This is a genomic window from Quadrisphaera setariae (assembly GCF_008041935.1).
Taxonomy (GTDB): domain Bacteria; phylum Actinomycetota; class Actinomycetes; order Actinomycetales; family Quadrisphaeraceae; genus Quadrisphaera; species Quadrisphaera setariae.
Map to the genome: position 1 here is coordinate 18,322 of NZ_VKAC01000013.1, position 21,771 is coordinate 40,092.

Sequence of the window (21,771 nt, forward strand, 5' to 3'; positions counted from 1 at the left end):
ATCGGGGCATGAGCCGCCGCTCCCGTCCGTGGCCCGCGGGCCTGCCGTGCTGGACCGATCTCGCCTCGCCCGACCCCGCCGCGGCGCGCGACTTCTACGCCGCCGTGCTCGGGTGGGAGTTCCGCCTGCGCGGTGACGGGCCCGGGGCCTACGCGCACGTCGTCGTGGACGGTGAGGTGGCAGCGGGGCTCGGGCCCGTGAACGACGCCCAGCCGGGCGGCTGGACGGTCTACCTCGCCACCGACGACGCGGCGGCCACCGCCCGCGCGGCCGTCGACGCGGGGGGCCGGGTGGTGGCCGGGCCCGAGGCCATGGGCCCGCAGGGCCACGTGCTCTTCGTGGCCGACCCCTCCGGTGCCGTCACGGGTGCGTGGCAGGCGGGGGCGCTGATCGGCGCGGGCGTGGTCAACGAGCCTGGCGCCGTGGTCTGGGAGGACCTGCGCTCCGCCGATCCCGACGCCTCGCGCGCCTTCCTGCGGGCGGTGTTCGGCCTCGAGGCGGACACCTTCGACGGAGCCCCCGGCGGCTACACCACGCTGCGCCTGGCCGACGAGCAGGTCCCGTGCGGCGGCGCCGGGCCGCTGTTCGGCGCGCCGGAACCGGGCTGGCTCGTCTACTTCCTCGTGCCCGACGCCGACGCCGCCGTGGCGGCCGCCACCGGCGCCGGCGGGAGCGTGACGAGCCCGCCGGAGGACACCCCGTTCGGCCGCATGGCGGTGCTCACCGACCCGCACGGCGCCCGGTTCGCGGTGATGCGCGCGCCCGACGGGGCTCCGCAGCCGGACAGGTCGTGACGGAGCCGTCGCAGCCGGAGCCGCTCGCGGACGACCCCGGCGCGCTGGTCGGAGCTGCCGTGCGCGCCCGGCGCACGGCCGCGGGGCTCTCGGTGGCCGAGCTCGCCCGCCGCGCGCAGGTGTCGGGACCGTTCGTCAGCCAGCTCGAGGGCGGCCGTTCGTCGGTGAGCATCCCGGTGCTCTACCGGCTCGCCTCGGCGCTCGGCTGCGCCGCCAACGACCTCCTGCCGCTCACCGGAGAGGCCCGCCGCACCACGCGCGCGGGCGAGGGCCCCCGCTACCGGGTCAGCGACGACGACGACGAGGGTCGCCCGCCCCAGCGCTCCCGGCTGCTGACGCGCACGGGGGAGGGCGTGCTGCTGGAGGCGCACCACTACGTCATCGACCCCGGCGACGCCGAGCAGGACTGGTTCTCCCAGCCGGGCGAGGTGTTCGTGCACGTGCTGCGCGGTGCCCTGGCCGTCGAGTTCGTAGACGGCACGAGCACCGACCTCGGCGCGGGCGACTCGCTGCACCACGAGGGCGACGTCCCGCACCGCTGGGTGCTGCGCCCCGGCCCCGGCGGCAGCGTCCAGCCGGTGGAGGCCCTCGCCGTCGTCACCGCCGCGAGGAAGCCGTAACACCGGCGTCACCCACGGGCCGTAAGCAGCACTTACGGTCAGGAGCATGAGTGCAGCCTTCGAGGTGCCCGTCGTCGACATCTCCTCCTACGTCGCTCGAGGAACGGCGGAGGCGCGCGCCGCCACCGCCACCGCCATGGACGCCGCCTGCCGCACCGTCGGCTTCGTGCAGGTGGTCGGCCACGGGGTGCCCGAGCAGACCGCGGCGGGGCTGGCGAGCGCGGTCGACGACTTCTTCGGACTGCCGCTGGAGACCAAGAAGCGGCTGCGCGCACCGAAAGGCGTCAACCGCGGGTACACCCCGCCCAAGAGCGAGAACCTGTCGCTCTCGCTCGGGGTCGAGGCCGCCAGCCGCATGAACGACTTCTTCGAGGCGTTCAACACGGGCGCCGCGGTCAGCGACTACCCGGACGCGCCCGTGCCGCTCGACCCCGCCCACTACCCCGAGGACCTGTGGCCCGGCGAGGACCTCGTGCCGGGCTTCCGGGAGCGCGTCCAGGCCTGGGAGGCCGAGGCCGGCCGCGTCGCCCGAACCCTCACCGACGTCTTCGCCGACGCCCTCGGCCTCGAGCCGGGGTGGTTCCGCGGCGTCACCGGCCACAGCCTCGACGTGCTCCGCATGAACAACTACGCGCTGCCGCCGGGCACGGTCGACCTCGACGGCGACCTCACCGGCATGGGCGAGCACACCGACTACGGCATCGTGACCGTGCTGTGGGCCGACCAGGTGCCCGGCCTGCAGGTGCTCGGCGCCGACGGCGCCTGGCACGACGTGATGCCCGCCGACGGCGCGCTGCTCGTCAACCTCGGCGACGTCATGGCCCGCTGGACGAACGAGCGGTGGATGTCGACGCTGCACCGGGTGAAGCCGCCGATCGTCGACGGCACCATCGAGCGGCGGCGCTCGGCGGCGTTCTTCCACGACGGCGACGTCGACGCCGTCATCACCGCCCTGCCCGGGACGGTCGAGGACGGCGAGGTGCCGCTCTACCCGCCGATGACCGTGGGCGAGCACATCGCGGCGAAGCTCGCGGGCTCCCGCGACCTGCAGAAGAACGCCGACGCGGAGCGCGAGGCCGCCCGGGTGCTCGCCTCCACCCGCTGACCTCCACCGCAACCGGGCGCTCGGTCGCGGTTCCCGGACCCCTGCGAACCGCAACCAGGCGCTCGGCTGCGGTTCGCACCGGGGGACGTCAGAGGATCGGGCGGCCTCCGGTGACCGCGATGCGAGCGCCGCTGATGTAGCTGCCCTCGTCCGAGGCGAGCAGCACGTAGACGGGCGCGAGCTCCGCCGGCTGCCCGACCCGGCCCAGCGGGGTCTCCTCTCCGAAGTGCTCCACCTTCTCGGTGGGCATGGTCGACGGGATGAGCGGCGTCCAGATCGGGCCAGGTGCCACGGAGTTGGCCCGGATCCCGCGGTCACCCAGCAGCTGCGCCATCGACGCCGTCATGTTCGCGATCGCCGACTTGGTGGCCGCGTACGGCAGCAGCTGCGGCGAGGGGCTGTCGGAGTTCACGCTGGACGAGCCGATGATCGACGAGCCCGGCCCCATGTGCGGCAGCGCCGCCTTGGTGAGGTGGAAGAACGCCGAGAGGTTGGTGGCGATGGTGCGGTCCCACTCCTCGTCCGGCGTCTCCTCCAGGGAGTCGCGGCTCATCTGGAACGCCGCGTTGCTCACCAGCACGTCGACGCGCCCGAACTCCTCGACGGCCTTCGCGATGACGGCGCGGCAGTGCGCTGGGTCGCCCAGGTCTCCCGGGACCAGCACGCACCGCTGACCCGCCTCCTCCACCCAGCGCCGGGTCTCGGCGGCGTCCTCGTGCTCGCTCAGGTAGGAGACCAGCACGTCGGCCCCCTCGCGGGCGTAGGCGATGGCCACGGCGCGGCCGATGCCGCTGTCGCCGCCGGTGACGACGGCCTTCTTGCCGGCCAGGCGCCCGCTGCCGCGGTAGCTGGTCTCGCCGTGGTCAGGGGTGGGGTCCATGGCGGAGGTGGTTCCGGGCACGGACTGCTGCTGGGGGGGCTGGGACACGAGCGGGCTCCTCGGGGGAGTCGGCGGACCGGGCCGTCGCGCTCGACCCGCTAGCGCGGCACTACCCCGCGACTGCGCTGTGACACACGGCTGTGACACACCGCGACGACCGTCCGCCTCGCCGGACGCGTGTCGCTGGCAGTCGCCTGAGCACGGCAGAATCGCCCCACGTGGCAGATGCAGCACCCACGCCCACCAGCGCCCGCGAGGGGCGCTCTCCCGGTCCGGGACGCCTGGGCGGTCTCGACAGGTACTTCTCGATCTCGGCCCGCGGGTCGACGGTCGGGCGGGAGGTCCGCGGTGGCTTCGCCACCTTCTTCACGATGGCGTACATCGTCGTCCTGAACCCCCTCATCATCGGGACGGCCGCCGACGTCGACGGCCGCGTCCTGGGCGTGCCGGCGGTCGCCGCGGCCACAGCGCTCGTGGCGGGGGTGATGACCCTGCTGATGGGCGTGGTCGGCAAGTACCCCTTCGCCATCGCGGCGGGCCTCGGGCTCAACGCGTTCGTGACGTTCTCCGTGGCCTCGCAGATGACGTGGGCCGAGGCCATGGGCCTGGTGGTCGTCGAGGGCATCGTCATCACGGTGCTCGTGCTGACCGGCTTCCGCACCGCGGTCTTCCGGGCCGTGCCGTCGCAGCTCAAGACCGCCATCGGCGTGGGCATCGGCCTCTTCATCGCGCTCATCGGCTTCGTCGACTCCGGCTTCGTCCGCACCCCCGCCGGCGGCGGCACGCCCCTGGAGCTGGGCGTCGGCGGCAGCCTCACCGGCTGGCCGACGGTCACCTTCGTGGTGGGCCTGCTGCTGACGCTCGTGCTGATCGCCCGCAAGGTCAAGGGCGCGATCCTCATCGGGATCATCTCCGCCACGGTGTTCGCCGTCGTCGTCGAGGCCGTCACGGGCGTCGGTCCGCGCACCGCCGCCGACGGCGCCACCAACCCCTCGGGCTGGAGCCTCGTGGTGCCGAAGCTGCCCGAGCAGCTGGTCGGCACCCCCGACCTGTCGATCGTCGGCGCCGTCGACCTGTTCGGCGGCTTCGCCCGCGTCGGCGTGGTCGCCGCGGTGCTCATCATCTTCACGCTGGTGCTGGCCGACTTCTTCGACACCGTCGGCACGGTCACCGGCGTGACCGCCGAGGCCGGACTGCTCGACGCCGACGGCCAGGTCCCCGGCGTGCAGCGGGTGCTGCTCGTCGACTCGGTGGCCGCCGCGGCCGGTGGCATCGGCTCGGTCTCCTCCAACACGACCTTCGTCGAGTCCGCCGCGGGGGTCGGAGAAGGGGCTCGCACCGGCCTGGCGAGCGTGGTCACCGGGGTGCTCTTCCTGCTGGCGGTCTTCTTCACGCCGCTCGTGGAGATCGTGCCGTTCGAGGCCGCGTCGCCGGCGCTCGTCGTCGTCGGGTTCCTCATGGCCACGCAGATCCGGTCCCTGGACTGGAGCGACGTGACCATCGCCGTCCCGGCGTTCCTCACCGTGGTGGTCATGCCGTTCACGTACTCGATCAGCAACGGCATCGGGGCGGGGCTCGTCTCCTACGCGCTGCTCATGGCGGTGACCGGGCGGGCGCGGAAGGTGCACCCGCTGCTGTGGCTGCTGGCGGCGCTGTTCGTCGTGTACTTCGCCATCGCGCCCATCGAGGCCGCCCTCGGCGTCCGCTGACCCGCTGCCGCGATGAGGCTCTTCGTCTCCCTCGAGCCCCCGGTGGAGGCGTGGGCGCCGGTGGCCGACGCCGTCACCGAGCTCGGCCAGGTGCCGGGGGTGCGGTGGTCGCCGCCGACCCGCTGGCACGTGACGCTCGCGTTCCTCGGTGAGCTCGACGACGACGACGCCCGCCGCCTCGCGCCTCCCCTGCGCTCCGCGGTGGCGGCAGCCGGGCCGGTGCGGCTGCGGCTGGCCGGTACGGGCACCTTCGGCACGAGCGTGCTGTGGGCGGGGGTCGCCGGCGACGTCGAGCGGCTGTCGTCGCTGGTCGCCGGCGTCGCCGGGGCGGCCCGGGCGGCCGGGGTGGGGCTCGAGGAGCGTCCGTACCGGCCGCACGTCACGCTGGCCCGCGCCGCAGGGCGGGGTGGGGCCGGTGCGCTGGGGCAGCTCGCCGACCAGCTGGCGAGCGTCAGCGGGCCGACGTGGACGGCTACCGAGGCGCGCCTGGTGCGCAGCCACGCCTCCGACGGGCGCTACGAGGTGCTGGAGCACCTGCCGCTGGGGGCCGGCTCCCCGTGATCACGCGGGGGGTGCGGTGACCGCTGAGACCGGGGTCCTCGCCGCGGGCACCGGACCACCGGCTGCGTCGCCCGCCTCGGCCGCGTCGACGGCGGTGGTGGGCTCGGCGTCGGACCGCACCTGGTCGCGGCCGGCGGTCTTCGCCTCGTAGAGGAGGCCGTCGGCCCGCGTCAGCAGCGCGTGGAACTCCTCGTCCGGGAGCCGTCGCGCCAGCCCCGCGGAGACCGTGTGCGGTCCCGGCACGGCCCGGCGCACGTCGTCGAGGAGGTCCTCCGAGCGCTCTGCGTCGTCACCGGCGAGGAGCACGACGAACTCCTCGCCTCCCCACCGGTAGAGCCCCGCCGTGGCGGGCAGCACGCGGCGCCAGGCCGCGGTCGCGTCCCGCAGCAGCGCGTCACCGGCGTCGTGGCCGAGGGTGTCGTTCACGGCCTTGAACCGGTCCAGGTCCAGCAGCGCGAGCGCCACCGCGCCGGTGCCGGAGGCGAGCAGCGCCTGGGCGGCGGTGCTGCAGCGACGTCGGTTGGGCAGGTCGGTCAGCTCGTCGCGGTGCGCCAGCCGCTCCAGCCGCACCGCCTGCTCCGCCGAGACGCGCAGCGCCGTGTGCAGGCGCAGCGTGCTCAGCACCGCGGTGAGCACCGCGCCGGCCCCGAGCACCTGCCAGTCGGGGGTGTGCCCGCTGACCCCCTGGACCACGAGCGCTACAGCGGGCAGGCAGGCAGCCGTGGGCAGCAGCACGAGCACGGTGCGCGAGGTGCCGCCAGGGACCTTGTGCGCCGTGCGCCAGTCCTGGCCGGTCGCGTCCGGTGACGAGCTCGCCGCGGCCTGGTAGCCCCGGTGCGACGAGAGCGCGCACTCGGAGGCCAGGAGCGCGTAGGCGACGGAGAAGGGCACGGCGAGCCACGGCAGGAGCGACGGCGGCACCCACACCATCTGCAGGAGGAAGGCCAGGTTGCCGCCCAGCAGCAGCACGGCCGCCACCAGCTTGAGGAACGCCGGCAGCCGGGGCGTGGCCCCGGCCAGCGCCCCGCGGACCACCAGCAGCAGGAGCCCGAGGTCGAGGCCCACGTACACCAGCGACACGGCGCTGGCGAAGGTCAGGTCCTGCACGAGCAGCGGGCGTGCGAGCGTCGAGAGCACCACCAGGGCGGGACCGCTGACGACGATCAGCGCGTCGAGGACCACACCCCGTCGTCCACCCCGGGAGCGCAGGCCCGCGGACCGCAGCAGAGCGGTGTACCCCAGCACGTAGCCGACGTGGAGCAGCGGCGAGCTGCTGGGGGCGCCGCCGATGATCCACGTCCCGTAGAACAGCACGTTCGCCGCGGCGATGAGGCTGCCACCGGCGGACGCCCACCAGCGCTGGCGCCACCCGGCCACCACGCCCAGCAGCGCAGGCGGCGCGACGGCGATGGCCGCCACCACCGGCAGCGGGACGGACGCCGCCGGAGCCGCCGCCACCGAGACCGCGGCCACGACCGCCGAGGCGGTGGCGCAGACCGCAGCGGCGCTCAGCGCTGCGGCCGTCCCCGCCGTCCGATGGCCCACCTCGTGCTCGTCGGCGTGCAGCCGCCCGCACTTGACGGCAGCCGCCCGGTCGGGCGTGCGCCTCCCGCGTCGGGGACGGCGGTCGGGGCGGGAGTCAGCGGCCACGGGACAGGTAGACCCTGCGGACGACGTCCTCCACGTCGGGCTCCTCCACGGACAGGTCGCGCACCTCCACGCGGTCGCTCACCGCCGACAGCACCGCGGCGGCGGTGGTGGCGGAGTCGTCGAAGGCCAGCCGCTGGCGCAGGCCGCCGGCCTCGCTGCCGAGGTGCTCGGCGTGCGGCACGCCCACGAGGTCCGCTGACGGCTCCGCCAGGTCCACGACGAGCACGCGGCGCGCTCCCACCTCCCTCGAGAGGCCGGCGAGCGACCCGTCGTAGGCGAGGCGCCCTCGGTCGACCAGCAGCACCCGCTCGCAGAGCCGGGAGACGTCGCCCATGTCGTGCGTGGTGAGCAGCAGCGTGGTCCCGTGCGCGGCCCGTTCGGCCAGCAGGAACTCCCGCAGCCGCTGCTTGCTCAGCACGTCCAGCCCGATGGTCGGCTCGTCGAGCACCAGGAGGTCGGGGGAGTGCAGCAGCGCCGCGGCCACCTCCCCGCGCATCCGCTGGCCGAGCGACAGCTGGCGCACGGGTGTGGCCAGGAAGGAGCCCAGCTCGAGGCGCTCGACCAGCTCGGCGGTCCGCTCGCGCTCGCGCGCGGCGCTGAGGCCGTGCACCGCGGCGAGGATCCGGTAGCTCTCGGCCAGCGGCAGGTCCCACCACAGCTGCGAGCGCTGCCCGAACACCACGCCGAGCCTCCGGGCCAGGGCCCTGCGCTGCGCGACGGGCTCCAGCCCGCACGTCCTCACGGTCCCGGCGCTGGGCACGAGGATGCCGGCGAGCATCTTGATGGTGGTCGACTTGCCCGCGCCGTTCGCGCCGATGTACCCCACCGACTCACCGGCGGCGATGGTCAGCGTCAGCTCGTCGACGGCGGTCACCTCGCGCCGCCCGAGCACCCCCGAACGCACGCGGAACCTCCGCGTCAGCCCCTCCACCTGCACGGCCGGCGTCGTCGTCATCCTCCGCCCCCCTGGTAGTGCCTGACCCCGCTGCGCCACGCCAGCAGCGCCACACCCCACATCCACACCGCGGCGAGCGGCGCCAGCCAGCCCGCCCACCCCGGCAGCCACCCCGGCCCGGGCAGGTCGAGCAGGGCCACCACCGGCAGGTAGGCGGTGAACGCGATCGGGATGGCGAAGCCGAAGACCGCCACCAGCGGCCCGGTCCACACCGACGCCGGCTGCGTGGCGGCGTACCGGCCGCCGTAGACGGCGGCGGCCGTCGCCTCGGCGGCGTCGACGAGGAAGAACTGCACGCCCGCCGCCGCCACGAACACCGCCGCGAACGTCAGCGCGCTCGTGAGCACGACGAGCACGAGGAAGGCCACGTGCAGCGGCGTCCACGCGATGTCGTTGACCGCCACGCCCACCCCGAGCGCCACGGCGGCCACCACGATGCGCGTCACCCGGCGCAGGCTGATGTCGCTGGTCACCAGCTGCGCGAGCAGCGGCTGGGGGCGCAGGTAGAAGACGTCGAGGGTGCCCGAGCGCAGGTAGACCGGGAGGGTGTCGAGGTGCCCGACGACGAGGTCGGCCAGGCTGAACGACAGGTCGGCGATGCCGAAGACCAGGACGACGGCGGCGAGGTCGAGCCCGCCGAGGGAGTCGACCGAGTGGAACAGCACGAGCACCTCGGCCAGCTGGACGACGCCGACCAGCAGCGAGCTGACCAGGTCGAGCGCGAAGCCGCCGCGGTAGCTGGTCTGGCTCCGCACCCGGCTGGCCACCACGGCGCGGTAGGGCCCCCACCTCGCCGAGAGCGGCTCAGCCACCCTGGACCTCCAGGCGCCGGCGCCCCGCGCGGGTCATGAGCTGCCCGAGCGCCAGCGCCCCGGCGAGCCAGGCGAGCTGCACGAGCAGCGCGACCGCGGCGTCGCCGCCGACCACGCGCCCGGACAGCAGGTCCACCGGCGTCTGGAGCATGGAGGGGAACGGCGTGGCTTGCGCCAGCGCGAACAACCAGCCGGGGAAGATCGACACCGGCACGAACAGGCCGGCGAAGAAGCCCGCGAGCACCATGTAGAAGACCTGCAGGCCGCGGGTCTCGACGGTCCAGAAGCCGGTGACCGCGACCAGGTAGACCACCAGGTGCGACACGACGACCGCCAGCAGCGCGCTGAGGAGCCCAGCCCCCAGCACCGCCGGGTCCGTGGGAAGCCGCATGCCGCCGACCGCCAGCGCGAGCACGACGATCGGCACCCCGCGCGGCAGCAGCGAGAAAAGCGCCCGGCCCACCTCCTGCGCCGTGGTGGACGTCTGCAGGTCGATCGGGCGCAGGAGGTCGACGGCGACGCTGCCGTCCTTCATGCGCCCCGCGAGGTCGATGCGCCCGAAGAGGTTGACCGACCCGAGCAGCGCCTGGCTGAGCCAGGCGTAGGCGATGACGGCGCGGGTGTCGTACCCGGCCAGCTCGCCACCGCCCGCGGCGACGGCGGCGGTGAGCACGCTGACCTTGAGGAAGCCGAACGTCACGTTGGCCACCAGGCCGCCCAGCGCCGCAGCCCGGTAGGTGGACCCGCGGCGCCAGCCCGCGGCGACCAGGCGCCCGTGGACGCGGAACCAGGTCGCGGCACCGGGCGTGGGGGTGGTGGGGTGCGGGGCCGCCTGCACCGGCTGCCCGTCGTCACGCACGGTCGCAGGAACTTACTCCCGCCACCCCCGTGCGCCAAGTCCCGCGCCGTGGCCACCGGGGTCCGTGGGGTCAGAGCTCCAGGGCGTAGGTCCGGTAGGTGGTGTCGCGCACCCAGCCCTCGCTCTCGTACAGGGCCTGCGCCCCGGTGTTGGTGTGCGCGGTCTCCAGCACGGCCGTCGTCGCGCCCGCGGCGCGGGCCCGCTCGGCGACGGCGCGCAGCAGCACCCGGCCGACCCCGCGGCCCCGGGCGGCCGGGTCGACGAACAGGTCGTACAGCACCCACGCGGGAGCCAGCTCCAGCGACGCCCAGGTGGGGTAGCACTGCGCGAAGCCCACCGCTGCGCCGTCCACCTCGGCGAGCAGGACGACGCTGTCCCCGTTCCCGATCCGCGCCGACAGGTACCCGGTCACGTCGTCGGGCTCGCGGGGGTGCTCGTAGGAGTCGAGGTACCCGGCGAACAGGCGCGCGACCTCCTCGACGTCGTCGACGGTCGCCGTCCGCACCACCGCGTCGCTGGTCACGGAGGTCATCCTGGCGCTCGGGTCGCGGCCGCAGAAGGGGGTGTCGGTGTTGCGCCGCCGGGGCGCCGGACCGCACAGTGGGCCGGTGAGCAGCCAGCGCGGAGCCGTCCACCGGCTCGTCGTCGCGCTGGCCGTGGTGCTCGGCCCGCTGCTGCTCCTCGGCCCGTCGGCCCTCTCCGGCCACGGGCTGCCGCAGGCGCTGGCCGGCGGCGCTCTGGTCGCGGCCGTGCTCGCCGGGTCCGCCGTGGCCGCGGGCCTCGCGGTGGCGACCGCCCTCGCCGTCCTGCTCATCACCGGCTCACCGCGCGCGCCCGCCGCGGTGCGCTGGCAGGCGGACGTCGTCGTCCGCCTCGACGACAGGCCGGGGCGCCCCGGGCGCACGCGCTCGCGGGCACCGGGCGCGGGGACCTCCCCGCGCCGCCCCGCCCTCTGACGACCGCTCCCGCGGCCCGCCCGGCGACCCGGCGCGGGGACCTCCCGTCCCCGTCCCCGTGCCGTCTGGAGCATCCGCATGCCGTCGTCCTGGTCCCTGCTCAACCCCCTCGCCTGGCTGGAGTCCGCCGTCTCCGGCGTCCTCGTCACCGCGCACGCGCTCCTCGGTGCGCTCGGGCTCGACCCCGCCTCCGGTGGCGCGTGGGTCGGCGCCGTCGTGGTCCTCGTGGTGGTGGTCCGCCTCGCGCTGCTGCCGCTGGTGCTCCGGCAGGTCCGCGCGTCGCACCGGCTGGCGCGCATCGCCCCTCAGCTGCGCGCCCTGCAGGGCCGCTACTCCCGCCCCGCACGACCCGGCGGGCGCCAGCAGCTCACCCGCGACCCCGCCGAGCTGGCCCGGTGGCGCGCCGAGCAGAAGGCGCTGCACGCCGAGGCCGGTGCGTCGCCGCTGTCGCTCCTCCCGGTGCTGCTGCAGGTCCCGGTGATGATCGCCCTGGCGCGCGTGCTCGACGGCGCCGCCCGCGGGCACGCCGTCGGGCTGCTGTCCCCGCTGCTCGCGGTGCAGGCCGGGGCGGCGACGGTGCTGGGGGCGCCGCTGTCCGGCTCGCTGGTCGGCGGGGGCGGCGCCGCGGGGGCGGTGCTGGCGGTCGGGCTGGTCGTCGTCGTCGCGGTGGCGACCTGGGCCACCACCCACCTGCAGCTCACCCGGGGCACCGCCCCCGAGGCGCTCGAGGGGCCGGTCGGGCAGGCCCAGCGGATGACGGTGTGGCTGGTGCCGCTGGTCATGGCCGCGACGAGCGCCGCCGTGCCGCTGGGTCTGCTCCTGTACTGGGCCAGCTCCGCGGTGTGGTCGCTCGGGCAGGGGCTGGCGCTGCTGCGGTGGCTCCCGACGCCGGGCACGCCCGCCGCCGCGGCGCGGGAGAGGCGCCTGGCCGAGCGCGTCAGCACCCCGTGACGCCGAGGACGTCAGCGGCCCACGTCGAGGATCCGCACCTGCCCCTGGTCCAGCAGCGTCACGTAGGCCTGCTTCCCGTCGGGGCGCACGGAGATGCTGGTCGGGCCACCGCCCACGGGGATGCTCGCGGTGACGGTGTTGGTCGCGGTGTCGATGACGTCGACGGTGCCGGCGTCGACGTTGGCCGTGTACATGTAGCGGCCGTCGGGCGCGTAGGCGATGTCCTGCGGCTTGGCGTCGACGGGAACCGTGGCCACGACGGTCTCCGAGGCCGTGTCGATGACCGAGACCTCGTCGCTGTCGTAGTTCACCACCGCCACCCGTGACCCGTCCGGGGAGACCGCGGTGCTGTGCGGCGACTTCCCGACGGCGATCTCCTTGATCGTGGAGCGCGTGGCCGCGTCGATGACGGTCACGACACCGGACTCGTGGTTGGCCGTGTAGACGTGCTTCCCGTCCCTGCCGAAGGCCACCCAGTGCGGGTTGGGCGCCACCGGCTTCTCGCCGACCACGCTGGCGCTGGCGGTGTCGATGATGTCGAGCCGCCCGGTGTCGTGGGACGGCACCCACAGCTGGGTGCCGTCCGGGGTGGTCGCCGAGGCGAAGGGGCGCTGCCCGACGGGCACGACCTGCGTGATCTTGTTGGTGGCGGTGTCGAGGAAGACCACGTCGTTGTCGTCGTAGGTGGTGTCGCCGGTCTTGCGGTACGTGCTGATGTAGGCGGTCCCGCCGTCGGGGGAGAAGGACAGGAACTGCGGTGGCCCCGCCTCCACGGGGACCCGCGCGGTGACCTGGTTGACGGCGGTGTCGATCACCGTCACCACGCCGGCGTCTCGGTTGGCGATGTACGCGAAGCGGCCGTCGGGCGTGACCTCCACGAAACCGGGGGTGTCTCCGACGGGGATCGTCGGCCCCACCGCGGGGATCGCCACGCTCGCCGCGGGCGCCACCGAGGCCGGCGCGCTCGGCGCGGCCGAGGCGCTCGGCGACTGCGGCCCGGGCTGAGGAGCGCCGGTGGCGGCCGGGGACGCGTCGTCCGGCCGCAGCAGCCACCACGCTCCCGCGCCGAGCCCGCCCACCAGGACCAGTGCGACGACGACGAGCGCGGCCACGCCCCTGCGGCGCCTCCGGCGCTGCTCGTGCGGGGCGTGCCCGGGGGGCTGGGCGTGCGGTGCGGCCCCGGGGGAGACCGTCGGCTGGTCGGCGAGGTCCCGCCCGCCGGCGTCGGGAGCCGCCGTGCGGGCAGCCGTGGTGGAGGTGGAGGACGGGGCGGGGACCACGGTGAGCGGGTCGTCGGCGGTGGCGGCCGCCGCCGCGGGCAGCGGGTCCGTCGTGCGGTGCGCCCCGCCCGCCACCACGAGTCCCACCCCGCCGGCCGCCGTGGTGGCCGGCCTGGCGGCCGTCGCGCGGTCGCGCTCGTCGTCGTCCTGGTCGGGACCCCGGGTGGGCGGGGCGTCGCGCAGGTCGATCACATCGCCGACACTGCGCGGCTGACCGGCCGGTGAGGGCTGCGACCAGCGGGCCGGGGCCGAGCCGCCGAGCGCCTCCTGCGCCGCCGCGGCCAGCTCGCCGGCGGTCGCGAAGCGGTCGGCCGGGCTCTTCGCCATGCCCCGCAGCACCACGGCGTCGAGGGCGGGCGGCAGGGCGGGCGCCACGGCGGACGGTGGCTCGGGCTCGGTGTAGAAGTGCGCGTACATGAGCGACGGCAGGTCGTGGCCGGGGAAGGGCCGCCGAGCGGTGAGGAACTCGTAGAGCATGCAGGCCAGGGAGTAGACGTCGGCGCGGGCGTCGATCGGCTGCGTGGTGAAGCGCTCCGGCGCCATGTAGTCGAGCGTCCCCACCGTGGCGCCCGTGACCGTCAGCGACGTCCGCGTGGTGCCCACCTGGCGGGCGATGCCGAAGTCGACCACGTAGACGAACCCGCTCGGGGTCACCAGGAGGTTGGACGGCTTCACGTCTCGGTGCACCAGCCCCTCGGCGTGCGCGGCGTCCAGGGCCTGCGCCGTCTGCTCCACGAGGTGCACCGCCTGCGCCGGTGACAGCTCGCCGGCCGCCAGCAGACCCGCGGCGTCGCGGCCGTCCACCAGGCGCATGTCGATGAAGAGGCGGCCGTCGACCTCGCCGAAGTCGTGGATGGGGATGATGTGGGGGTCGCGCAGGCGAGCGGCGATGTGCTGCTCCCGGCGGAACCTGGAGCTGTACTCGCTGTCGTGGCTGAACGCCTCGGGCAGCACCTTCAGCGCCACGCGGCGGTCGCGGACGGTGTCGTGGGCGCGGTGGACCTCGCCCATCCCGCCCGCGCCCAGCAGCGCCTCCAGCACGTACGGACCGAGCGAGCGCTGCCCCATGGCGTCCACCTCCGCGCCAGGACGCTACTCGCGGTGAGCGCCTCCCGACAGGGTGCAGAGGCGGGTCCCGCGCGGCGCGCACGCGAGCGGCGCCACTGCGAGCAGTCCTGTTCATGCATCGCGTACCGATGTATCGTCAGGCATGGCATTGACCGAGCCGGCGGTGCTCGTGCTCACCGCGCTGGTGGGGGAGCCGCGGCACGGTTACGCGCTCATCGCAGAGGTGCAGGAGCTGTCCGACGGCCGCGTGACCCTGTCGGTGGGCACGCTCTACGGCCTGCTCGACAGGCTCACCGGTGAGGGGCTCATCGCGCGTGACCGCGACGAGGTCCACGCGGGGCGCACCCGGCGCTACTACCGACTCACCGACGACGGCGCCGCTGCCCTGTCCACCGAGGCGGAGCGGCTGGCGCAGCTGGCCCGCGCGGCGTCGACCCGGCTGCGCGCCGCTCGGGCGGTGTGAGGACCGTGCCGTCGAGCGCTTCGGCCGCCGCACCGCCTCCGCCGCTGGAGCGCAGCTACCGCCGCCTGCTGCGGGTCCTGCCGCGCGGGTACCGCGAGCGGTGGGAGGACGACGTGGTCGCCGTCCTGCTCGACACCGAGCAGGAGGCGGCGGCGCGGGCGGTGGTCTCCGAGGGCCCGCAGCGGCAGGACGAGGAGCGCGAGCTGGTGCTGCTGCAGCGGCCGCGGCTGCGCGAGGTGGTCGGCGTGCTGGGGCTCGCGGTGCGGCTCCACCTCGCGGCGCCGTCGACGCCGGGTGCGTCGGCGAGGAGCAGGGCGGTGGGTGACGCGGCGCGGCTGACCGCCCTGCTGGGGCTGCTGCCCGCCGCCTACGGCGTCGTGGACCTCGCACTCCTGCCGTGGCAGTCGCGGCAGCCGGGCTGGTCGCAGCTCACGCCGGCAGACGGCGTCGAGTGGGTCGCGGGGTGCCTCGCGGCGCTCCTGACGTGGACGCTGCTCGTGGCGGGACACCGCCGGACTGCGGTCGGTGTGGCGGTGGCGGGGATGGTGGTGCCGTGGCTCATCTCGGGAGCGCAGCTGTCGCCGTGGGCGCTGCAGCCGCGGGAGCTCGTGGTCTGGCTGGTGCTGCTCGTCCCGCTGCTGTCGGTGGCCGCGTGGCACCGGGACGCGCCGGCGCCGTCGCCGAGGTGGTGGTGGGCGCTTCCGGCCGCCGTCGCCGTGGTCTTCGGCCTCTGGGGTCTCGAGACGGCCCACGCCACGGGTGCGTCCTTCGCGGCCGACCCGCTCGTGGCGGGTGCGGCGCTGGCTGCCGGCTGGCGGCGCCCTCACAGCGGGTGGCTGGGTGCGGCTGGGCTGCTCGGGCTGGTCGCACTGGTGTGGGGGGTGGTGACGCTCGGCTACCTCGCGGGCACGCCGCTCGGAGAGGGCATGGCCGCGGCGACGGTGCTGGCGGCGGTGACGACAGCGGCATCCGGGTTGGTCGTGCTCCTGGCGGTGGTCCGGCTGAGGGTGCTGGCGCGGGCTGGGCGTCTCGTCGAGCATGCAGAAGTCGGGCCGGAGGCCTGCTGACGGCTTTCTGCGGAACTTCTGCATGCTCGGCGGGACGATGTGCGGACGAGGGTGTGACCACCGACGTGCAGAAGTCCGCCGCGAACCCGTCAGGCGGGGTCTCGGCGGACTTCTGCACGTCCGGCGTCACACGCCGGCTGGGGGGGGCAGGCCCAGGGGTCGGCGATGCCGGCGTAGAGCGTCTCGAGGTACTCCTCGATGCCCTCCTCGCCGCCCTCGCGGCCCAGACCCGACTGCTTCACCCCGCCGAACGGCGCCGCCGGGTTGGAGATGACGCCGGCGTTGATGCCGAGCATCCCCGTCTCCAGCCGCTCGGTCAGCCGCAGTGCACGCGCCGTGGAAGCCGTGTACGCGTAGGCGATGAGGCCGAACTCGGTGTCGTTGGCGAGCGCCACGGCCTCGTCCTCGGTGTCGAACGTCGTCACGGGGGCGACCGGGCCGAAGATCTCCTCCTTGAGCAGCCGTGAGCCCAGGGGCACGTCGGCCAGCACGGTGGGGGAGAAGAAGTAGCCCGGACCGTCCACGGGGCCACCGCCGGTGAGCACGCGGGCGCCGCGGGAGACGGCGTCCTCGACGAGGTCGGTGATCTTGGTGCGCCCCTTCTCGTTGATGATCGGGCCCACCTGCGCGCCGTCCTCGGTGCCGCGCGCCACCTTCATCGCGCCGATGCGCGCCGCCAGCTTCTCCGAGAAGGCGGCGGCCACCGAGGAGTGCACGTAGAACCTGTTGGCGGAGGTGCAGGCCTCCCCGCCGTTGCGCATCTTCGCCAGGAGCGCGCCCTCCACGGCGGCGTCGAGGTCGGCGTCCTCGAAGACGAGGAACGGGGCGTTGCCGCCCAGCTCCATCGACGTCCGCAGCACCTGCTCGGAGGCCTGCTTGAGCAGCGTCTTGCCCACCGGGGTGGAGCCGGTGAAGGACAGCTTGCGCAGGCGCGGGTCGGCGATGAGGGGCCCGGTGACGTCACCGGCCGCGGTGCAGGGGATGACGTTGACCACGCCGTCCGGCAGGCCCGCGTCGAGGAGGATCTGCGCGAACAGCAGCGCCGTCAGCGGCGTCTCGGCGGCGGGCTTGAGCACGACGGTGCAGCCCGCCGCCAGCGCCGGCGCGATCTTGCGCGTGGCCATGGCCAGCGGGAAGTTCCACGGCGTGATGAACAGGCACGGGCCCACGGGCTTCTTCACCACGAGCAGGCGCTGCTTGCCGTCGGGCGCGGGCAGGTAGCGGCCCGCGACGTGCGCCGCCTGCTCGCCGGACCAGCGGAGGAACTCCGCGCCGTAGGCGACCTCGCCGCGGGCCTCGGCCACGGACTTGCCCATCTCCAGGGTCATGAGCAGCGCGAGGTCGTCGGCGCGGGCGATCACGGCGTCGAAGGCCCGGCGCAGCAGCTCCGCACGCTCGCGCGGCGCGGTGCGGCCCCAGGAGGCCTGCGCGGCCACGGCGGCGTCGAGCGCGGCGGCGCCGTCCTCCACCGACGCGTCGGCGACCGTGGTGAGCACGGCGCCGGTGGCCGGGTCCTCCACGTCGAAGCGCGCTCCGGTGGAGGCGGGCACCCAGTGGCCGGCGATGAGGAGGTCGGTGGGGACGCTCGCGACGAGCGCCTCCTCGCGCGCCGCCTGCTCCGGCGACCGGTTCGTCGAGGTGTCGGTGGTCATGCCTGCGATCCTCCTCCCGCCGCGCCCGCCCCGCTGTCGGGGGCCTCCTCGCGGTCGAACAGCAGCACCTGGCGCACGGCGCGACCCTCGGCGAGCGCGTCCATCGCCTCGTTGACGCCGTCCAGCGTGGTCCGCGAGGAGATCAGCGCGTCGACGGGCAGCCGGCCCTCGCGCCACATCTGCGCGTAGGTGGGGATGTGGCGCGCGGGCACCGCCGACCCCAGGTAGCTGCCGACGATGGTGCGGGCCTCCGCGGTGATGCCGAGGGGCTTGATGGTGGCCTCGGCGGTCGGCGCGGGCAGCCCCACGGTGACGGTGGTGCCGCCGACGCCGGTGAGCGCCACCGCCGTCTCGAAGGCCCTGGCGCTGCCCGCGGCCTCCACCACCACGGGCGCCTTGAGGCCTGATGAGAGCGCCTCGGCGGGGGTGAACACCGCCGAGGCGCCCAGCTCGCGGGCGCGGGCCAGCTTCTCCGGCACCGCGTCGACACCGATGACGTCACCCAGGCGCAGTGACACCGCGGTGATGAGGGCGGCCATGCCCACGCCGCCCAGGCCGACCACCACCACGGTGTCGCCCTGCTGCGGCCTGCCGGCGTTGAGCACGGCCCCGCCGCCGGTCAGCACCGCGCAGCCGAGGACGGCCGCCACCTCGGGCGGCACGTCGTCGTCGACGGGGACCACGGAGCGGCGGTCGACGACGGCGTGCGTCGCGAACCCGCTGACGCCCAGGTGGTGGTGCAGCTCGCCTCCGGCCCCGACGGTCCCGACACCGTCGACGGCGTGCAGGCGCCGTCCGCCGCCGAGCAGCTCACCGGCGTTGTTCGCGGCCGAGCCGGGCGTGCAGGGCAGCCGCCCCTCGGTGCGGCAGCCGGCGCACTCCCCGCAGCGGGGCAGGAACGCCATGACCACGCGCTGCCCGACGGCGACGTCCTCGACGCCCTCGCCCACCTGCTCCACGCGGCCGGCGGCCTCGTGGCCGAGCAGCATCGGCACGGGGCGCACCCGGTTGCCGTCCACCACGGACAGGTCGGAGTGGCAGACGCCCGCCGCCTCCATGCGCACCAGCAGCTCACCGGGCCCGGGCGGGTCGAGCTCCACGTCGACCACCTCGATCGGCCGGCTGCTCGCGTACGGCCGCTCCCGGCCGATCTCCACCAGGACGGCGCCGCGCGCCCTCACGACGCCGCTCCGCCCGAGCCGGTGCTCCGGGCCGCTCCCGTGCTCGCCGCCCGTGGTGAGGCCGACGGGGACTCCCCAGCGGCGGCGGCCTTCGCGGCCTTCGCCGCAGCCAACGAGACGGCGACGTCGTCCCCGGCGCGCAGCGGCCGGCCCGCGAAGAAGCCCTCGTGCGCGAGCACCGGGCGGCGGTCACCGGCGAGCTCGGGGTGCCTCTCCTCGAGCTCCTCCCGGTGCTGGGCGACCTGGCGCCAGTGCTTGATCGTCTCCCGGTCACCCCGGCCGACGCCCTCCCAGCTGCGCGGCATCCGCTCGCGCGGCACGCCCGTCGAGGCCCGCCCGCCGATGTTGAGGCGCGACGGGCGGCGACGGGTCGCGGAGCCGCACGCCGGGCACGCCGGGTCCGGCGAGGTCATGGACGCCACGCCCGCCTCGAACCGGTGCCCCTGCTCGCAGGTGAAGTCGTGAAGGACCATCAGCGGTACACCCCGTCGGGGGCGTAGCGCAGCTGGGCGGCCTGCTCGCCGTCGTGCCCGAAGATGACCTCAGCGCCGGTCTCCTCGGCGATCTTCCGCAGCTTCTCCACGCTCTCCAGCCACGCCAGGTTGTTCCAGACGATGGCGGCGCCCACGGCCGGCGGACCCCAGGAGTCGCGCAGGTACACCGCGTCGGAGGTGAAGATCTTGGTGCCCTCCTGCGGGAGGTCCACCTTCAGCGACATGGTCCCCCACGTGTGCCCGGGGGTCTCGATCACCGAGATGCCCGGGAGGATCTCCACGTCGCCGCTGACCGTCTCGATGGGCAGGCCCTGGTAGTCGCTGACGATGTGCGCCCCCGCGCTGTACCCCTGGATCTGCGAGGCGCCCTCGACCTCCTTGTCGTTGGCGATGATGCGCGTCTTCCCGCCCGCGAAGTCGCGGGCGTTGGCGGCGTGGTCGAAGTGCAGGTGGCTCAGCACGAGGATGTCGACGTCGTCCGGGGTCAGCTCCAGCGAGGCCAGCGAGGAGTCGAGGTAGCCGGGGCCGTCGACCGGCTCCTTGACGGGGAAGAAGTCGTGGAAGCCGGTGGGCGCCCAGCGCTCCTCCCAGTCGCGCGGCACGCCCGTGTCCCACAGCACCCGGCCCTCGGGGTGCTCGATGAGCACCGCGTGGGTGGGGCAGTCCCCCCAGACCACCGGGTCGTCCTTGTGGTGGCGGTCGCGGATGGTGCGACCGCCCTTGAGCAGCAGCCAGGTCAGGTCGGTCTCCATCACGCCGGTGGACAGCACGTGGAGCTTCATCTCGGGAGCGGCACCAGTCACGTCGGACCCCTCGTCTCGCGTCATCGCGGGCGCCGCCGGAGGTGCGGCGCACGACCACCCTGCGACGGACGCGGCTGCGGTGACCATGGAGCCGGCGCACACACTGGCGACCCTCGGGTGTGGGCGGTAGACACCTGTCCGTGACCACCCTCGAGGGCGCGGGGACGACGACGACGGCGACGGCGGCGCTCGGCTCCTTCGCCGCGCCGACACCGGCGGCCCTGCTGCGCGCCGTCCACGACTCCGCCACCGACCTCGCCAGCGTGCGCGACCGCACGGTGATCCTGCGGGCCCTCGTGCGGCGGACCCGCGCCCTGCTCGGCGCCGACATGGCCTACCTGTCCCTCAACGACCTCGACGCCGGCGAGACCTGGATCCACGTCACCGACGGCGTGCGGACCCGCGCCTACGCCGAGATCCGGATGCCGCTGGGCACCGGCATCCTCGGCTCCGTCGCGGCCGGCGGGACCTCCGTGCACACCGACGACTACCTCGCCGACGCCGACCTCAACCACCTCGGCCACATCGACGAGGTGGTCGCCGGTGAGGGCGTGCGCGCCATCAGCGGCGAGCCGCTGCGCGTGGACGGCCACGTGGTCGGTGCGCTCCTCGTGGCCCACCGCGCGCCCGTGGCCATGCCGCCCGCCGGCCTCGACGCGCTGCGGCTGCTGGCGCTGCAGGCCGCCGTCGCGCTGGAGCAGACCCGCCGCGCCACGGAGATCGCCGCGCTGCGCTCCGCGGAGGTCGCCGCGCGCGCCGCCGCCGCCCGCAGCACCCGCGACGTCGCCGACGCCGCGGCTCTGCTGGCCCTCGACGCGCGCCTGCTCGCCGCCCTCGGCGGCGGGGGTGGCTGCCGCGCCGTGGTCGAGGAGCTGGCCGACGCGCTGGACGCCCCGGTCCGGCTGGTCGACGCCGACGGGCGCCCGCGCTGCAGCGCCCGCAGCGGCACCGCGGGGACCGAGGACGACGACGGGGGCACGCGGGCGCTCGTCGTCGTCCCCAGCCGCACCACCAGCCACCAGGGCGAGCTGGTGAGCCCGGCGACCGGCGAGCGCGCCCGCGCCGCGCTCGACCGCGGGGCGCTCGCGGTGGCCCTGGCGCTGCAGGTGGAGCACGAGCTCGCCGAGGCGGCCGACAGGTCGCCGTCGGCGCTGCTGGACGACCTCCTGGACGAGCGCGGTGACCGCGGCGGCTCCAGCGACGACGACCGCGGGCGCGCCGCGAGGTGCTCGAGGCGCGGGCGCTGGCCCAGGGGCTCGACCTCAGGGCCCCGGCCTCGTCGCTGGTGGCGCTGGTGCCGGCGTCGGACCGCCAGCGGAGCGTCGCCGCCGTGCGGCCGCTGCTGGGCGGCCGGGGCCTGGTGGCCGTGCACGCCGGGCACGTCTGCGTGGTGTGCACGGGCGGCGCCGCGGCCGCCGACGAGCTGGGCGGGGCGGTGGAGGCCGCGCTCGGCGAGGTGGGGGTGCGGGCCGTGGTCGGGTGCGCCGACGCGGACGGGCGCGGCGCCGGTCCGCTCGGGCGCGCCCACGCCGAGGCCGCGCAGGTGGCGCGGGCGGCCCAGGTGCTCGGCTGGCGCACCGGCCACGCCGACCGGGCGCGCCTGGGCGTCGCCGGGCTGCTGCTGGGCGGCGCCGACGAGGGGGTGGTCGACGCGATGGTCGAGCGCCTGCTGGGCCCGGTCCTCGCCTACGACGCCGAGCACGGCACGCACCTGGAGCAGACCGCGGTGGCCGTGCTGGAGGAGGGCTCGCGCAGCGCCGCGGCCGCGCGCCTGTACGTGCACGTCAACACGGTGCGGCAGCGCGTCGACCGGCTCGACGCCCTGCTGGGGGCGGGGTGGGACGCGCCTCCTCGCAGCCTCGACGTGCAGGCCGCGCTGCGTCTGCGGGCGCTGCGCCGCGACGGCTGAGG

General features: G+C 75.4%; 21 protein-coding genes and 1 pseudogene. 11 read left to right on the forward strand and 11 right to left on the reverse strand.

The annotated features are described in order from the left end of the window. Positions 1–8 precede the first annotated feature (8 nt). Genes FMM08_RS18930 through FMM08_RS18940 form a run of 3 tightly spaced genes read left to right on the forward strand, consistent with a single transcriptional unit; the run spans position 9 to position 2,519 of the window. The gene (locus FMM08_RS18930) at positions 9–794 is read left to right on the forward strand and encodes a VOC family protein (protein WP_147927959.1); all 786 of its coding nucleotides are present in this window, start codon (positions 9–11) and stop codon (positions 792–794) included. Beyond that, positions 791–1,414: a helix-turn-helix domain-containing protein gene (locus FMM08_RS18935; protein WP_147927960.1), complete on the forward strand. Its 624-nt coding sequence runs from the start codon at positions 791–793 to the stop codon at positions 1,412–1,414. Before FMM08_RS18930 ends, FMM08_RS18935 begins: the two co-directional genes overlap by 4 nt. A gap of 46 nt (positions 1,415–1,460) precedes the next feature. Further along, a complete protein-coding gene (locus FMM08_RS18940) occupies positions 1,461–2,519 on the forward strand; it encodes an isopenicillin N synthase family dioxygenase (RefSeq protein ID WP_147927961.1) in 1,059 nt (352 codons plus the stop codon). Positions 2,520–2,607: 88 nt separating this feature from the next. Here the strand turns inward: FMM08_RS18940 and FMM08_RS18945 are convergent, their stop codons facing one another. Then, a complete protein-coding gene (locus tag FMM08_RS18945; protein ID WP_187279864.1) occupies positions 2,608–3,447 on the reverse strand; it encodes an SDR family oxidoreductase in 840 nt (279 codons plus the stop codon). Positions 3,448–3,617: 170 nt separating this feature from the next. On the opposite strand from FMM08_RS18945, the gene FMM08_RS18950 reads away from it, so the two are divergent. Both FMM08_RS18950 and thpR read left to right on the forward strand, forming a co-directional pair. Then, positions 3,618–5,108, forward strand: coding sequence for an NCS2 family permease (locus tag FMM08_RS18950; protein ID WP_147927962.1), 1,491 nt, complete (start codon positions 3,618–3,620; stop codon positions 5,106–5,108). A gap of 12 nt (positions 5,109–5,120) precedes the next feature. Next, the gene (gene thpR, locus FMM08_RS18955; RefSeq protein ID WP_147927963.1) at positions 5,121–5,669 is read left to right on the forward strand and encodes an RNA 2',3'-cyclic phosphodiesterase; all 549 of its coding nucleotides are present in this window, start codon (positions 5,121–5,123) and stop codon (positions 5,667–5,669) included. Here thpR and FMM08_RS18960 read toward each other — a convergent pair whose 3' ends face one another. The 5 genes from FMM08_RS18960 to FMM08_RS18980 form a co-directional block, all read right to left on the reverse strand. Next, positions 5,670–7,319, reverse strand: coding sequence for a GGDEF domain-containing protein (locus FMM08_RS18960; protein ID WP_147927964.1), 1,650 nt, complete (start codon positions 7,317–7,319; stop codon positions 5,670–5,672). Then, positions 7,309–8,274 (reverse strand): ABC transporter ATP-binding protein, encoded by a 966-nt coding sequence (locus FMM08_RS18965; protein WP_147927965.1) that lies wholly within the window; start codon positions 8,272–8,274, stop codon positions 7,309–7,311. The genes FMM08_RS18960 and FMM08_RS18965 overlap by 11 nt, the downstream gene beginning before the upstream one ends. Then, complete coding sequence (locus tag FMM08_RS18970; RefSeq protein WP_147927966.1) at positions 8,271–9,086, reverse strand: ABC transporter permease; 816 nt, start codon at positions 9,084–9,086, stop codon at positions 8,271–8,273. Before FMM08_RS18970 ends, FMM08_RS18965 begins: the two co-directional genes overlap by 4 nt. Beyond that, complete coding sequence (locus FMM08_RS18975; RefSeq protein ID WP_255472605.1) at positions 9,079–9,945, reverse strand: ABC transporter permease; 867 nt, start codon at positions 9,943–9,945, stop codon at positions 9,079–9,081. Before FMM08_RS18975 ends, FMM08_RS18970 begins: the two co-directional genes overlap by 8 nt. Positions 9,946–10,015: 70 nt before the next feature. Then, positions 10,016–10,468, reverse strand: a complete 453-nt coding sequence (locus FMM08_RS18980; RefSeq protein WP_222710958.1) for a GNAT family N-acetyltransferase — start codon at positions 10,466–10,468, stop codon at positions 10,016–10,018. 85 nt (positions 10,469–10,553) lie between these two features. Between FMM08_RS18980 and FMM08_RS18985 the strand changes: the two genes are divergently transcribed. Both FMM08_RS18985 and yidC read left to right on the forward strand, forming a co-directional pair. After that, entirely contained in the window at positions 10,554–10,901 is a 348-nt protein-coding gene (locus FMM08_RS18985) for a hypothetical protein (protein WP_147927968.1), read from the forward strand. Positions 10,902–10,979: 78 nt separating this feature from the next. After that, entirely contained in the window at positions 10,980–11,852 is an 873-nt protein-coding gene (gene yidC / locus FMM08_RS18990) for a membrane protein insertase YidC (protein ID WP_147927969.1), read from the forward strand. Between the two features lie 11 nt (positions 11,853–11,863). Here yidC and FMM08_RS18995 read toward each other — a convergent pair whose 3' ends face one another. Beyond that, positions 11,864–14,200, reverse strand: a complete 2,337-nt coding sequence (locus tag FMM08_RS18995) for a protein kinase domain-containing protein (RefSeq protein ID WP_147927970.1) — start codon at positions 14,198–14,200, stop codon at positions 11,864–11,866. Between the two features lie 142 nt (positions 14,201–14,342). Between FMM08_RS18995 and FMM08_RS19000 the strand changes: the two genes are divergently transcribed. Together FMM08_RS19000 and FMM08_RS19005 are read left to right on the forward strand one after the other, a co-directional pair. Continuing rightward, a complete protein-coding gene (locus FMM08_RS19000) occupies positions 14,343–14,663 on the forward strand; it encodes a PadR family transcriptional regulator (RefSeq protein WP_222710959.1) in 321 nt (106 codons plus the stop codon). A 5-nt stretch (positions 14,664–14,668) separates the two neighbouring features. Then, entirely contained in the window at positions 14,669–15,730 is a 1,062-nt protein-coding gene (locus FMM08_RS19005) for a hypothetical protein (RefSeq protein WP_147927971.1), read from the forward strand. A gap of 89 nt (positions 15,731–15,819) precedes the next feature. On the opposite strand, the gene FMM08_RS19010 is transcribed toward FMM08_RS19005, so the two are convergent. From FMM08_RS19010 to FMM08_RS19025, 4 genes are read right to left on the reverse strand one after another with little or no spacing between them, the layout of a single operon-like run. Next, positions 15,820–17,382, reverse strand: coding sequence for an NAD-dependent succinate-semialdehyde dehydrogenase (locus FMM08_RS19010; RefSeq protein WP_147927972.1), 1,563 nt, complete (start codon positions 17,380–17,382; stop codon positions 15,820–15,822). Next, on the reverse strand, positions 17,379–18,563 hold the full coding sequence (locus FMM08_RS19015; RefSeq protein WP_147927973.1) for an alcohol dehydrogenase catalytic domain-containing protein: 1,185 nt from the start codon (positions 18,561–18,563) through the stop codon (positions 17,379–17,381). The genes FMM08_RS19010 and FMM08_RS19015 overlap by 4 nt, the downstream gene beginning before the upstream one ends. After that, complete coding sequence (locus FMM08_RS19020; RefSeq protein WP_147927974.1) at positions 18,560–19,036, reverse strand: FmdB family zinc ribbon protein; 477 nt, start codon at positions 19,034–19,036, stop codon at positions 18,560–18,562. Before FMM08_RS19020 ends, FMM08_RS19015 begins: the two co-directional genes overlap by 4 nt. Next, positions 19,036–19,839, reverse strand: a complete 804-nt coding sequence (locus FMM08_RS19025) for an N-acyl homoserine lactonase family protein (RefSeq protein ID WP_147928053.1) — start codon at positions 19,837–19,839, stop codon at positions 19,036–19,038. Before FMM08_RS19025 ends, FMM08_RS19020 begins: the two co-directional genes overlap by 1 nt. Before the next feature lie 317 nt (positions 19,840–20,156). On the opposite strand from FMM08_RS19025, the pseudogene FMM08_RS24170 reads away from it, so the two are divergent. Next, positions 20,157–20,498, forward strand: a pseudogene (locus tag FMM08_RS24170) (GAF domain-containing protein); the annotation flags it as partial. A 692-nt stretch (positions 20,499–21,190) separates the two neighbouring features. After that, the gene (locus FMM08_RS19035) at positions 21,191–21,769 is read left to right on the forward strand and encodes a helix-turn-helix domain-containing protein (RefSeq protein WP_147927975.1); all 579 of its coding nucleotides are present in this window, start codon (positions 21,191–21,193) and stop codon (positions 21,767–21,769) included. The last annotated feature ends 2 nt before the right edge of the window (positions 21,770–21,771 follow it).

Bases quoted from the DNA above. Each gene is read 5' to 3' on its own strand.
- FMM08_RS18930 (WP_147927959.1), top strand. From the start codon at position 9: ATGAGCCGCCGCTCCCGTCCGTGGCCCGCGGGCCTGCCGTGCTGGACC.
- FMM08_RS18940 (WP_147927961.1), top strand. From the start codon at position 1,461: ATGAGTGCAGCCTTCGAGGTGCCCGTCGTCGACATCTCCTCCTACGTC.
- thpR (WP_147927963.1), top strand. From the start codon at position 5,121: ATGAGGCTCTTCGTCTCCCTCGAGCCCCCGGTGGAGGCGTGGGCGCCG.
- FMM08_RS18965 (WP_147927965.1), bottom strand. From the start codon at position 8,274: ATGACGACGACGCCGGCCGTGCAGGTGGAGGGGCTGACGCGGAGGTTC.
- yidC (WP_147927969.1), top strand. From the start codon at position 10,980: ATGCCGTCGTCCTGGTCCCTGCTCAACCCCCTCGCCTGGCTGGAGTCC.
- FMM08_RS18995 (WP_147927970.1), bottom strand. From the start codon at position 14,200: ATGGGGCAGCGCTCGCTCGGTCCGTACGTGCTGGAGGCGCTGCTGGGC.
- FMM08_RS19000 (WP_222710959.1), top strand. From the start codon at position 14,343: ATGGCATTGACCGAGCCGGCGGTGCTCGTGCTCACCGCGCTGGTGGGG.
- FMM08_RS19010 (WP_147927972.1), bottom strand. From the start codon at position 17,382: ATGACCACCGACACCTCGACGAACCGGTCGCCGGAGCAGGCGGCGCGC.
- FMM08_RS19020 (WP_147927974.1), bottom strand. From the start codon at position 19,036: ATGGTCCTTCACGACTTCACCTGCGAGCAGGGGCACCGGTTCGAGGCG.
- FMM08_RS19025 (WP_147928053.1), bottom strand. From the start codon at position 19,839: ATGAAGCTCCACGTGCTGTCCACCGGCGTGATGGAGACCGACCTGACC.